10 protein-coding genes and 1 pseudogene are annotated in these 12,256 nt (G+C 71.8%); 8 read left to right on the forward strand and 3 right to left on the reverse strand.

Going from position 1 to position 12,256, the window contains the following annotated elements; all coding sequences use genetic code 11:
• The 6 genes and pseudogenes from M878_RS62500 to M878_RS62525 form a co-directional block, all read left to right on the forward strand.
• A pseudogene (locus M878_RS62500) lies at positions 1-1,684 on the forward strand (hypothetical protein); the annotation flags it as partial.
• Between the two features lie 184 nt (positions 1,685-1,868).
• Positions 1,869-2,804, forward strand: coding sequence for a coiled-coil domain-containing protein (locus M878_RS62505; protein ID WP_023546708.1), 936 nt, complete (start codon positions 1,869-1,871; stop codon positions 2,802-2,804).
• A gap of 153 nt (positions 2,805-2,957) precedes the next feature.
• Positions 2,958-3,917, forward strand: a complete 960-nt coding sequence (locus M878_RS62510; protein WP_023546709.1) for an ATP-binding cassette domain-containing protein — start codon at positions 2,958-2,960, stop codon at positions 3,915-3,917.
• Entirely contained in the window at positions 3,914-4,684 is a 771-nt protein-coding gene (locus M878_RS62515; RefSeq protein WP_023546710.1) for an ABC transporter permease, read from the forward strand. The genes M878_RS62510 and M878_RS62515 overlap by 4 nt, the downstream gene beginning before the upstream one ends.
• Positions 4,685-4,815: 131 nt before the next feature.
• Positions 4,816-6,135: an ABC transporter ATP-binding protein gene (locus tag M878_RS62520; protein ID WP_023546711.1), complete on the forward strand. Its 1,320-nt coding sequence runs from the start codon at positions 4,816-4,818 to the stop codon at positions 6,133-6,135.
• Positions 6,132-7,001, forward strand: a complete 870-nt coding sequence (locus M878_RS62525; RefSeq protein WP_023546712.1) for an ABC transporter permease — start codon at positions 6,132-6,134, stop codon at positions 6,999-7,001. The genes M878_RS62520 and M878_RS62525 overlap by 4 nt, the downstream gene beginning before the upstream one ends.
• A 52-nt stretch (positions 7,002-7,053) precedes the next feature.
• Here the strand turns inward: M878_RS62525 and M878_RS62530 are convergent, their stop codons facing one another.
• Complete coding sequence (locus tag M878_RS62530) at positions 7,054-7,386, reverse strand: hypothetical protein (RefSeq protein ID WP_023546713.1); 333 nt, start codon at positions 7,384-7,386, stop codon at positions 7,054-7,056.
• 224 nt (positions 7,387-7,610) lie between these two features.
• Here M878_RS62530 and M878_RS62535 point away from each other — a divergent pair, with 224 nt between their 5' ends.
• Positions 7,611-8,639, forward strand: coding sequence for an LLM class flavin-dependent oxidoreductase (locus M878_RS62535; RefSeq protein ID WP_031224818.1), 1,029 nt, complete (start codon positions 7,611-7,613; stop codon positions 8,637-8,639).
• Between the two features lie 107 nt (positions 8,640-8,746).
• Here M878_RS62535 and M878_RS62540 read toward each other — a convergent pair whose 3' ends face one another.
• The gene (locus M878_RS62540; RefSeq protein ID WP_023546715.1) at positions 8,747-9,139 is read right to left on the reverse strand and encodes an SCO5389 family protein; all 393 of its coding nucleotides are present in this window, start codon (positions 9,137-9,139) and stop codon (positions 8,747-8,749) included.
• 276 nt (positions 9,140-9,415) lie between these two features.
• On the opposite strand from M878_RS62540, the gene nucS reads away from it, so the two are divergent.
• The gene (gene nucS / locus M878_RS62545) at positions 9,416-10,087 is read left to right on the forward strand and encodes an endonuclease NucS (RefSeq protein ID WP_023546716.1); all 672 of its coding nucleotides are present in this window, start codon (positions 9,416-9,418) and stop codon (positions 10,085-10,087) included.
• 52 nt (positions 10,088-10,139) lie between these two features.
• Here nucS and M878_RS62550 read toward each other — a convergent pair.
• The coding region (locus M878_RS62550) for an ATP-binding protein (RefSeq protein ID WP_023546717.1) at positions 10,140-12,256 on the reverse strand (2,117 nt) is incomplete at its 5' end.

A 12,256-nucleotide genomic window follows, 5' to 3' on the forward strand; every position in this document is an offset into this window, starting at 1 on the left:
GGCGACCCGGCTGGTCGAGGAGGCCGACCGGCGCGCCACCGAGATGGTCTCCGCCGCCGAGCTCCACGCCCAGCAGGTACGGGACTCCGTCGCCGGGCTGCACGAGCAGGCGCAGGAGGAGGTCACCGGGCTGCGCTCGGCCGCCGAGCACGCCGCGGACCGTACGAGGCGGGAGGCCGAGGAGGAGGCGGACCGGGTCCGCGCCGACGCCTACGCCGAGCGGGAGCGGGCGAGCGAGGACGCCTCGCGGATCCGGCGCCAGGCGAACGAGGAGACGGAGGCCGCCAAGGCGCTGGCCGAGCGTACGGTCGCGGAGGCGATCGCGGAGGCCGAGCGGCTGCGCGCGGACACGTCCGAGTACGCCCAGCGGGTGCGCACGGAGGCCTCGGACGCGCTCGCCGAGGCCGACCAGGCAGCGGCCCGCACCCGGGCGGACGCCCGCGAGGACGCCAACCGCATCCGCTCGGACGCGGCGACCCAGGCCGACACCCTCATCACCGAGGCCCGTAACGAGGCCGAGCGGCTCACGACCGAGACGGCCGCCGAGACCGACCGGGTGCGCACGGAGGCGCTGACCGAGGCCGAGCGGCTGCAGACGGAGACCGCCGCCGAGGCCGAGCGGGTGCGCACCGAGTCCCTGACCGAGGCGGACCGGGTGCGCGCGGAGGCCCGGGCGGCCGCCGAGCAGCTCGTCGGCGACGCCACCGGCGAGGCCGAGCGGCTGCGCGCCGAGGCCGCCGAGACCGTCGGCTCGGCCCAGCAGCACGCCGAGCGGGTGCGGGCGGAGGCCGAGCGGCTCAAGGCGGACGCGGAGGCAGAGGCCGAACGGCTCGTCAGCTCCGCGCGCGAGGAGTCCGAGCGGGCCCTGGACGAGGCCCGCAAGGACGCCAACAAGCGGCGTTCGGAGGCGGCCGAGCAGGTCGACACGCTCATCACCGAGACCACGGCCGAGGCGGACAAGCTGCTCGGCGAGGCGCAGCAGCAGGCGCTGAAGACCACCGCGGACGCCGAGTCGCAGGCCGACACGATGGTCGGCGTGGCCCGCAGCGAGGCCGAGCGGATCGTCTCCGAGGCGACCGTCGAGGGCAACTCGCGGGTGGAGAAGGCCCGTACGGACGCCGACGAACTGCTGGTCGGTGCGCGCCGGGACGCGACCGCCATAAGGGAGCGCGCGGAGGAGCTGCGCGACCGCATCACCAGCGAGATCGAGGAGCTGCACGAGCGGGCCCGCCGCGAGGCCGCCGAGACGATGAGGTCCACGGGCGACCGCTGTGACGCGCTCATCAAGGCCGCCGAGGAGCAGCTGGAGAAGGCCGAGGCGAAGGCCAAGGAGCTGGTGTCGGAGGCCAACTCCGAGGCGGGCAAGGTGCGTATCGCCGCCGTCAAGAAGGCGGAGGGGCTGCTCAAGGAGGCCGAGCTGAAGAAGGCCAGCCTCGTCAAGGAGGCCGAGGAGCTCAAGGCCGAGGCGATCCGCGAGGCCCGGCGCACGGTCGAGGAGGGCAAGCGCGAGCTGGAGATCCTGGTGCGCCGGCGCGAGGACATCAACGCCGAGATCTCCCGTGTCCAGGACGTCCTGGAGGCGTTGGAGTCCTTCGAGGCCCCGTCGGCCGCCAAGGACGGCGGAGTCAAGGCCGGTGCGACGGTGGGTGCCCCCCGTTCGGGTGGCAAGTCGTCAGAGGGCTAGCGCAGGAGGCACGTTCCGGTGTCTTCTGGGGGCTTTGCCCCACTCTTTTGGCAAGCCCCCCGGCCATCCGCCACCCGAAAGAGGTCTCATTCTCCAGATCAAACACGTATCCGCTCGATGACACACCGCTTCGGCCCCTAGGATTCCCCCTATCACCTCACCGGTCTCATTCGACAGGAACCCCATGAGCGACACTTCCCCCTACGGCTTCGAGCTTGTGCGGCGTGGGTACGACCGCGCTCAGGTGGACGAACGTATCTCCAAGCTCGTCTCCGACCGTGACAGCGCTCTCGCCCGCATCACCGCCCTGGAGAAGCGCATCGAGGAGCTCCACCTCGAAACGCAGAACGCCCAGGCTCAGGTCACCGACGCCGAGCCGTCGTACGCGGGTCTCGGCGCGCGGGTCGAGAAGATCCTGCGCCTGGCCGAGGAAGAGGCCAAGGAGCTGCGTGAGGAGGCCCGGCGGGCGGCCGAACAGCACCGCGACCTCGCCGAGTCGTCGGCTCAGCAGGTCCGTAACGACGCCGAGACCTACGCCGCGGAGCGCAAGGCCAAGGCCGAGGACGAGGGCGTCCGGATCGTCGAGAAGGCGAAGGCCGACGCCGCCGGGCTGCGTGCCGAGGCGCAGAAGGACGCGCAGTCCAAGCGCGAGGAGGCGGACGCCCTCTTCGAGGAGACCCGCGCCAAGGCCGCGCAGGCCGCCGCCGACTTCGAGACGAACCTCGCCAAGCGCCGCGAGCAGTCCGAGCGTGACCTGGCCTCGCGTCAGCAGAAGGCCGAGAAGCGGCTCGCGGAGATCGAGCACCGCGCCGAGCAGCTCCGCCTGGAGGCGGAGAAGCTGCGCACGGACGCCGAGCGCCGCGCCCGCCAGACGGTGGAGACGGCACAGCGCCAGGCCGAGGACATCGTGGCCGACGCCAACGCCAAGGCGGACCGCATCCGTTCGGAATCCGAGCGCGAGCTCGCCGCGCTGACCAACCGCCGTGACTCGATCAACGCCCAGCTGACGAACGTCCGGGAGATGCTGGCGACGCTGACGGGCGCCGCTGTGGCTGCCGCCGGTACGCCGGGGGACGACGAGCCCATCTCTCGTGGGGTGCCGGCGCAGCAGACCCGGTGACTTCGGTTCGTGGGTAACCGCGGGCCGGCTGTGGCCGGTCGCGCCCACGCGGCGGAGCCGCATATCCAGCACAGCCCCGCGCCCCTTCGGGCGCGCTGTGGAGCCCCCTGTCCTCAAGTGGCAGGGGGCTTCGGCTCGTCTTAGCGTGGCCGCATGATCGAGCTGGAGGGGCTGACCAAGCGGTACGGCGACAAGGTCGCGGTCGACCGTCTCACCTGCGCCGTGCGGCCCGGCATCGTGACCGGGTTTCTCGGGCCCAACGGCGCCGGGAAGTCCACGACCATGCGGATGATCCTGGGGCTCGATCACCCCACCGCCGGCGACGTCCGGATCGACGGCAAGCACTACGCGCAGCTGAAGGACCCGCTGACGTACATCGGCGCGCTGCTGGACGCCAAGGACGTGCACGGCGGGCGCAGCGCCTGCAACCACCTGCTGTGTCTCGCGCAGAGCAACGGGATCCCGAAGCGCCGGGTGGCGGAGGTGCTGGACACCGTCGGGCTCAGCGCGGTGGCACGCAAGAAGGCCAAGGGGTTCTCGCTGGGCATGGGGCAGCGGCTGGGAATAGCCGCGGCGCTGCTCGGGGATCCGCGGATCCTGATGTTCGACGAGCCGGTGAACGGGCTCGACCCGGAGGGCATCCACTGGATCCGGAACCTGATGAAATCCCTGGCCGCGCAGGGCCGCACGGTGTTCGTGTCCAGTCACCTGATGAGCGAGATGGCGCTGACCGCCGACCACCTGGTGGTCATCGGGCAGGGACGGCTGCTCGCGGACACCTCCATGCCCGACTTCATCCGGCAGAACTCGCGGTCGTACGTGCGGATCCGCTCCCCGCAGCGCGAGCGGCTGCTCGATGTGCTGCACGAGGGCGGGATCACGGTCGTGGAGGCGGGTGGCGGGGTGCTGGAGGTGGACGGCGACAAGGCCGGGCAGATCGGTGAGCTGGCCGCCCGGCACGGGATCGTGCTGCACGAACTGAGCCCGCAGCGGGCCTCGCTGGAGGAGGCGTTCATGCAGCTGACGGCGGAGTCGGTGGAGTACCACGCGCATGCCGCCCCCGAACCCGCCCCGCAGGACTGGGGCGCCGGCTGGAAGGGACATGAGGGATGACGGCCGTCCAGGTCATCCGGTCCGAGTGGACCAAGATCCGTTCGGTGGCCTCCACGGTGTGGACGCTGTCGCTGGCCGTGGTCGTCACCATCGCCCTCGGGATGCTCATCTCGGCGCTCTCGCGGAGCCAGTTCGACTCGATGCCGGTGCCGGACCGGCTGGCGTTCGATCCGACGTACGTGTCCTTCGCGGGGATGAGCCTCGGTCAGCTCGCCATGATCGTGTTCGGTGTGCTGGTCGTCTCCAACGAGTACAGCACCGGCATGATCCGGGTCTCGCTGGCCGCCGTACCGCAGCGCGCCACCTTCCTGTTCAGCAAGATCGCGGTGGCCACCGGGCTCGCCCTGGTGGTCGGCATCTGCACGAGTTTCGCCGCGTTCTTCCTCGGGCAGGCGATGCTCGGCCCGCACCAGGCGCGGATCGGCGACCCCGGTGTGCTGCGCGCGGTGCTCGGCGGCGGGCTGTACATGACGCTGATCGCGATGTTCTCCATGGGCGTCGCCGCGATGCTGCGCTCGCCGATGCTGTCGCTCGGCACCCTGATGCCGTTCTTCTTCCTGATCTCCAACATCCTCGGCAGTGTGGACGCCACGAAGAAGATCGGCCGGTTCCTGCCGGACCAGGCGGGCAGCCGGATCATGCAGGTGGTGCCGAGGGCCGACGACGTACCGTACGGGCCCTGGGGCGGGCTCGGGATCATGGTGCTGTGGGTGATCGCCGCGCTGGCCGGCGGATACGTCCTCCTCCAGCGCAGGGACGCCCAGTAGACCATCCCGTCACGCAGCGTAGTCGTCTGACTTTACTCACTTTTGGGCGGAACCGTCAGCGCCTCGATATCCTCCTAACCCTTACGGGGGCGTGCGCCCCGCTGTCCTGAACCTTTCGATGGGTGCGGAGCATGATCGAGGCTGTCGGCCTGACCAAGCGCTACGGCGACAAGACCGCCGTGTACAACCTTTCCTTCCAGGTGCGGCCCGGCGCCGTCACCGGCTTCCTCGGGCCGAACGGCTCGGGCAAGTCGACGACGATGCGGATGATCCTCGGGCTGGACAACCCGACGGCCGGGTCGGTGACGATCGGCGGCTACCCCTACCGCAAGCTGCCCAACGCCCCCCGCCAGGTCGGCGCGCTGCTCGACGCCAAGGCCGTGCACGGCGGCCGCAGTGCCCGCAACCACCTGCTGAGCCTCGCCCAGCTGTCGGGCATCCCGGCCCGGCGCGTGGACGAGGTGCTGGGCGTGGTCGGCCTGCAGGACGTGGCGAAGAAACGATCCAAGGGCTTCTCGCTCGGCATGGGCCAGCGTCTCGGCATCGCCGCCGCGCTGCTCGGCGACCCGCAGGTGCTGCTGTTCGACGAGCCGGTCAACGGCCTCGACCCCGAGGGCATCCTCTGGGTCCGCAACCTGATGAAGGCGCTCGCGGCCGAGGGCCGTACGGTCTTCGTGTCCTCGCACCTGATGAGCGAGATGGCGCTGACCGCCGACCACCTCATCGTGATCGGGCGCGGCCAGCTGCTCGCCGACATGAGCGTGAAGGACTTCATTTCGGCCAACTCCGCCGACTTCGCGCGCGTGCGCACCCCGGACACCGAGCCGCAGCTGCGCGAGAAGCTCGGCAGCGCGCTCGCCGAGGCGGGCGGCCACGTCCTGCCGGAACAGGACGGCGCGCTGCGGGTGACCGGGCTGCCGCTGCCCCGGATCTCCGACGTCGCGCACGAGGCGGGCGTCCGGCTGTGGGAGCTGTCCCCGCACCAGGCCTCGCTGGAGGAGGCGTACATGCGGATGACGCAGGGCGCGGTGGACTACCGCTCGACCGTCGACCAGAGAGCAGGCCTGCAGCAGCCCCTGCCGCCCGGCGCCCAGCCGCCCGTGCCGGTGCCCGGCCAGGGCCAGCCCGACTGGTACGCCCCGCCGCCGCCCCAGCAGGGCGGCCAGCCGTTCGCGATGCCGGCCACCGGTCCCTACGACGGCGCCCAGGCGCCCGTCTACGGCGCCCCCGGCACCCCGGGCGCCGCCGCCCCCAACCCGTACGCCCAGCAGGCCCCCCAGGCCCCGCACGCGCAGCAGCAGGCTCCTCAGGCCCCGCAAGGGCATCCGGCCGCTCCGGCCGCCGTGGCTCCGCCCGCACCCCACCAGGCGCCCACAGCCACTCCCCCGGCCGCCGTACCCGCTCCCGCTCCCGCTCCCGCCGACCTGACCAAGCCCGAGGACGCCCGATGAGCACCCACCAGCCCCCGATGCCGCAGGCCCCCGCACCCGCGCCCGGCGGGTCGTACCCCGGTTACACCTCGCCGATCCCGGTCGTGCGCACCCACCTCGGGCATGCGCTGGCCTCCGAGTGGACGAAGATCAAGTCGGTGCGGTCGACGATGTGGACGCTCGGCGTCTTCGTCGTGCTCGTCTTCGGCATCGGCCTGATGTTCGCCTCGGTGGTCAGCGCCCACTCAGGGTCGGACAGCCTGTCGGGCCAGACCCCGATCCAGCTCGGCTTCTTCGGCCTGCTCCTCGGCAGCATGTGCATCATCACGCTCGGCGTGCTGACCACGGCCTCGGAGTACGGCACCGGCATGATCCGTACGACGATGACCGCGTGCCCGAGCCGGGCCCGGGTGCTCGCCGCCAAGGCGATCGTGTTCTTCGCCGTCGCCTTCGCCGTCACCCTGGTCACGTCCGGCCTCGTGGCCATGATGCAGGCGTCCATGCTCGAAGGCGTCGGCGGTGCCAGGACCCCCTCCGGCGGCGAATGGCTCAAGGCGACCGTCGGGATCAGCCTCTACATCGCGCTGCTCGGGCTGTTCTCGCTGATCATCGGCTCGATCATCCGGCACTCGGCGGGCGCCATCACCATCATGATCGGCGCGGTGCTGGCCCCGCTGGTGATCGCGCTGTTCATGGCCACGCAGTCGCTGGAGAAGGTGCGCCAGTGGCTCCTGGAGTACTCGATCCCCAGCCAGATGAGCGTCTTCTACGACAACTCCCTGAGCCGCTCCGGCCCCACGGGCTGGGACCCGCTGTGGATCATGCTGGGTCTGTCGGCGGCCGCGTTCGCCGGTGCCTACGCGCTGCTGCAGAAGCGGGATGTGTAGCTCAAGGACTTCGGCCGGCTCGGGAACTACGGCCGCAGAACTACGGCCGGCTCTAGAACTTCGGCGCGTTACGGGACCGCTGCACCCGCGTGGTGCGGCGGTCCTTCGCGTTCCAGCAGGACTTGTGCCAGTGGCGGCGGTCGTCGACGCCCGCGAACTCCGGCCAAGCCACCACGTGCGGGACACCGGAGGGGATCAGCTGGTCGCAGCCCGGGCAGCGGTACGTCTTGCCCTCGGCGCTCGCCCCGGCGACATGGCGCACGCTCCACTCCTCGCCCTGCCAGCTCTCGGTCGACTGCCAGCCGCCGTATCGGCCGGCGGGGTCGTCCTCGGCGCTCCGGCCCGATGATCCGGCTGCCTTCGGTCGGTTGCGACGCGGGGACACGGGACACCTCTCGGGGCTATACAGGAAGCAGGGGCTGCATCCAGCCTACGCGCCGCCGAGTGGGGTACGCGTACGGAACCAACCAGTACAAGTCCCCCTCCGGGACCAGCCATTCTGCAGACAATCGGCAAATCTCTCCGCCAGGCCGTGTCCTGGGCACGTGTCAGACGGTTATGCCGGGTGGGGGAGCTCCGGGTCGGAGCCGAGGAAGCAGGAAAAACACCATGTACGTAGGAAGTTTTGTGCTGGGCGCCCAGTTCCCGGGCCAGGGCCCCGGGGAGGCCCTGCACCGGGCGGTGCGCTCGGCGGAGGTCGCCGAGGAGGCCGGGCTGGACTCCGTGTGGCTGGCCGAGCACCACTTCGTGCCGTACGGCACATGCCCGTCCGCGGTCACCCTGGCCGCGTTACTGCTCGGCCGTACCCGCCGCATCCGCGTCGGCACGGCGGTCAGCGTACTGCCCACCGCCCACCCGGTCGCCCTCGGCGAACAGGCCGCGCTGCTGCACCTGACGAGCGGCGGACGGTTCACGCTGGGCGTGGGCCGCGGCGGCCCCTGGGTGGACCTGGAGGTCTTCGGCACGGGCCTCGCGGCGTACGAACAGGCATTCCCGGAGTCGCTCGATCTGCTGCTGCGCTGGCTGCGCGAGCCGTCCGTGGCAGCCGACGGCGAGCGGTTCTCCTTCCGTGAGGTGCCGGTCGTACCCCGCCCCTCGGAGGCGCTGACGGAGACCCCGGGGCCCGAGGTCGTCGTCGCCTGCACTTCCCCGGCGAGCGTACGGCTGGCCGCCGAGCGCGGGCTGCCGATGCTGCTCGGCATGCACGTCGGGGACGAGGAGAAGGCCGAGATGGTCGCCCTGTGGCGGCACTGCGCCCGCACCGCCGGCCGGCCGGCCGAGGAGATCGCGGGTGCCGCGCATGTCTCGGCCGGCGTGTGCCAGCTCGCGGACCGGCGCACGGACGCGGCGGAGACCCTGCTGAAGGCGATGCCGGGCTGGCTGAAGCAGGGCCTGGAGGCGCATGTGACGGTCGACGGCCGGGCGCGCGCCATGCGCGATCCGTACGCCTACACCGAACTGCTCTGCGGCCTGCACCCGGTCGGCACCCCACGGCTCGCCGTCGACCGGCTCGCGGCCACCTCCGAGCGCACCGGCATCTCCCGCTTCGCCCTCCTGGTGGAGGGCTCGGGCGACCTCGCCGCGACGGAGGAGAACCTACGGCGCCTCGGCACCGAGGTGCTGCCCCAGCTGCGCTGAGCGCACCCACAACTCCCGGGCCGCCTAGTAGTGCTTGCCGCCCCTGTGGTGGATGCACCTCCCGCGGGTGGAGCGGCAAGCGAGCGGCTCACTGGCCTCCCCTACGGTCAGCAGTCCCGAAGCTCCGGCGACTGGTTCAGCAGCTGGCTGCGCACCGAGGTGAAGCGGGCCAGCGTCTCGTCCGCCGAGGAGTCCGGCGGGAACACCGCCACCCGGTGGCAGTTCTGGAAGGCCAGCCGCACACCGAAGTGCCGCTGCAGGGCGCCACGGATGGCGTCACTCGCGAGCGCGCGCAGCAGCTGACCGCGTGCCTGCTCGTCCGGCGGGGGCGTCTGGTTGTCGGCGAACGCTCCGCCGTCGACCTTCAGCTGGGCCACCAGGGAGCTGATCATCTCCCACGCGTAAGGCAGGGAGGTCCGGACGCAGTCGACGAATGCTGCTTCGTCGACCTCGCCTCGCTCGGCCTGTTCGAGTAGGGCCGGTGAGACGTCGAGCGACATGGGTTCTCCTCTCGCACCCCCGAAGAGCAGGGGTTGCCGGACAGGTCAGGGAGTTCGCGATATCGAACACGCTCAGTACATATGCGGCGACCTCCCGTTCCCTACGGTAGGCAACCGTCGGTGACCACACCAGCAGAATGCGTATATGGAACGGTCCCGTTACGGGCACAATCGGCCAGGGATGAACAAGAGTTTCCAGGGATAATTGGGGCGATCCACAGGGAGCGCGATGGGCGAATCGCGTGCACCGGCGCGCGTCGAGTAGCGTTGCCGACCATGCGTCTCGTCATTGCCCGATGCTCGGTCGACTACGCCGGCCGGCTCACCGCCCACCTGCCCTCGGCACCCCGCCTGATCCTGGTCAAGGCGGACGGCAGCGTCTCCATCCACGCCGACGACCGGGCCTACAAGCCCCTCAACTGGATGTCGCCGCCCTGCACGCTGAAGGAGGGGACCGGCGAGGACGAGGGCGTCTGGACCGTCATCAACAAGACGGGCGAGAAACTGATCATCACGATGGAGGAGATCCTCCACGATTCGTCGCACGAACTCGGCGTGGACCCGGGTCTGATCAAGGACGGCGTGGAAGCGCACCTGCAGGAGCTGCTCGCCGACCGCATCGAGACGCTCGGCGAGGGGTACACGCTCATCCGCCGCGAGTACATGACGGCCATCGGCCCGGTGGACATCCTGTGCCGGGACGCGGACGGCCAGACGGTCGCGGTCGAGATCAAGCGCCGGGGCGAGATCGACGGCGTGGAGCAACTCACCCGCTATCTGGAGCTGTTGAACCGCGACCCGCATCTGGCACCGGTCCGTGGCGTCTTCGCCGCGCAGGAGATCAAGCCCCAGGCCCGCGTCCTCGCCACCGACCGCGGCATCAACTGCCAGGTCCTCGACTACGACGCCCTCCGCGGCATCGAGGACGACAAACTCCGCTTGTTCTGAGCGGCGACCATTGATCTTTGTCCCGCCGCACGAGCCGGCGGCGGGACATGACCTAGATCACCGAGCCCGGAGACCGCGACGCGCTTCCCGAAGTCTGCGGCGTCGTAGGACCGGTTGCCGAGTTCGTCGTGGTCGGGGTCGTCGGGGTCGGGGTCGGCGTCGGTGTGGGGGTGTTGGTCGGGGTCGGGGTCGGCGTGCCCGTGGGCGGTGTCTTCGTCGGCGTCGGTGAACCCGGCTGGGTCGTATGGGACTTGGACGGCGTCGGAGACGTGTCTCCCCCGCCGCCCGTGCTCCGGGTGCCGCTCGGGTCGGCCGACGGCGTCGTGGCCGTCCCCGACGCCGTCGGGGCGTCCGTCGTGCCGTACGTACCGCCGGAGCCCGGATGCGCCGGGCGGCCGTGGCTCGGGACCGAACCGGTGCCCGCCGCCGGGTCCTTCTTCGGGTCCGCGCCGAGGCTGCCGTCGCCCGTGCCCTGGCTCGCCGACGGATTGACGTCGACCTTGCCGGACGGGTTCTTGTCCGCGTTCTCGTTGGACGTCATGCCGAGCGTGACGACCGTACCGAGCACGGCGGCGAGCAGCGCGCCGGAGCCGACCGCCACGAGGTTGCGGCGGGCCAGCTGCCTCAGGCCCGCGCCGCGCGTCGTGGCGGCAGGGAGCCGCTGGGTGACCAGGGGGTCGCCGAGGGGGACGTACGGCGGCGGCGCCGACTCCTCGTGCCGTATCTCCGGCGGCTCCTCCCCCGCCGTCGCCGCGATGCCGGGCACCTCGCCGGAGCGGTCGGCGACCAGCGCGAGGGCACGGCGCCCGGCGACGGTGCCCCGCTTGTCGGCGAGCGCGCCGCGCAGCCCGATGGACGCCTCCAACTCGGCGCGGGCCCGGTCGAGCTGACCCGCGCACAACGCGAGCACGCCCAACTCGTGGTGGAAATAGGCCTGTTCGTGTACCTCGCCGGAGAGCCGGGAGGCCTCCGCGCCGGAGCGCAGGGCCCGTTCCCAGGCGCTCCAGTGCAGCCCGGCCGCGAAGGCGGGCGCGGCCGTACGGGCGAGCCGGACGGCGTGACTCGTCTCCCCCTCAGCGGACGGAACGGTCTGCGGGACGATCGTGGCGAGCGCGGCCAGCACCGCGTCGGCCTCCGCGCACACCCGCTCGGGGGTGACCGAGGGATGCCCGGCCCACCAGGCGTAGTGGTCGGCGGCGGTCAGCGCCTGGGCGCCGGCGTCGTCTGCGTACCCGGCGGCCTCCAGCTGGGTCTGCACACCGGCCGCGAGGCGGTAGCGGGCGCCGACCGAGGAGACCAGTCCGCAGCCCGTCAGCTCGCCGAGGGCGGCGTCGGCGTGGGTGTCGCCGATCAGCGCCGGCAGATGCGCCTGGTGCGGCACCTCGCCGCCGAGGGCGACGGCGAAGCGCAGCGTGGCGCGGGCGGAGGCGCTGAGCCGGGAGGCGAGCAGCGGGGCGGGTGCGGCGGCCTCGCCGAGGGAGGGCAGCGGGGCCTCGTCCGCCGGCTCCAGGGCCGGCTCGGCCGGTTCGCGTACGTCCTCGAAGACGCCGTACTCGTCCACGGCCCCCGTGTCGGCCCGCAGTTCGTCCCGCTGCCGTAGCAGGGCGCCGGCCTGGACGAAGCGCAGCGGCAGTCCCTCGGACTCGAACCACAGGTCGCCGGCCCAGTTGGCCTCCTCCTCGGTGAGGACCCGGCCGACGGTCCGCTCCAGGATCTCCACACCGGCGGCGCGGTCGAGACCGCCGAGGAAGACCTCCTCGACCGCGGACTCGGCAGACGGCGCGGGGACCTCGGGGGTGGCACCGATCAGGAACGCGCACTCGGGGGTGGCGTCGAGCAGTTCGTCGAGGGCGGAACCGCCGAACTCGATGTCGTCCAGGACGACGACCGCGCCGATCTCGCGGACGAGCGCGCGCAACTCGTCCGGTTCCGGGCGGTGGTGCGGGGCGTCGTAGACGGCGTGGAAGAGGTCGGCCAGGAGGTCGGCGGTGGTGCGGTGGAAGCCGGTGAGCCGGACCACGCCGTCAGGGGCGAGGTCCAGGCAGTCCTCGGCGACGAGGTCCAGCAGGGCGGTGCGGCCGGAGCCGCCGGGGCCGGTGAGCCGGACGGTGCGGCCGCGGGCCAGCAGCCGGACCAGGCGCTCGCGTTCGTCCTGCCGCTCCAGCAGAG

This window comes from Streptomyces roseochromogenus subsp. oscitans DS 12.976 (assembly GCF_000497445.1).
GTDB lineage: Bacteria > Actinomycetota > Actinomycetes > Streptomycetales > Streptomycetaceae > Streptomyces > Streptomyces oscitans.

Bases quoted from the DNA above. Each gene is read 5' to 3' on its own strand.
- M878_RS62510 (WP_023546709.1), top strand. From the start codon at position 2,958: ATGATCGAGCTGGAGGGGCTGACCAAGCGGTACGGCGACAAGGTCGCG.
- M878_RS62515 (WP_023546710.1), top strand. From the start codon at position 3,914: ATGACGGCCGTCCAGGTCATCCGGTCCGAGTGGACCAAGATCCGTTCG.
- M878_RS62540 (WP_023546715.1), bottom strand. From the start codon at position 9,139: ATGTCGCTCGACGTCTCACCGGCCCTACTCGAACAGGCCGAGCGAGGC.
- M878_RS62525 (WP_023546712.1), top strand. From the start codon at position 6,132: ATGAGCACCCACCAGCCCCCGATGCCGCAGGCCCCCGCACCCGCGCCC.
- nucS (WP_023546716.1), top strand. From the start codon at position 9,416: ATGCGTCTCGTCATTGCCCGATGCTCGGTCGACTACGCCGGCCGGCTC.
- M878_RS62520 (WP_023546711.1), top strand. From the start codon at position 4,816: ATGATCGAGGCTGTCGGCCTGACCAAGCGCTACGGCGACAAGACCGCC.
- M878_RS62535 (WP_031224818.1), top strand. From the start codon at position 7,611: ATGTACGTAGGAAGTTTTGTGCTGGGCGCCCAGTTCCCGGGCCAGGGC.
- M878_RS62505 (WP_023546708.1), top strand. From the start codon at position 1,869: ATGAGCGACACTTCCCCCTACGGCTTCGAGCTTGTGCGGCGTGGGTAC.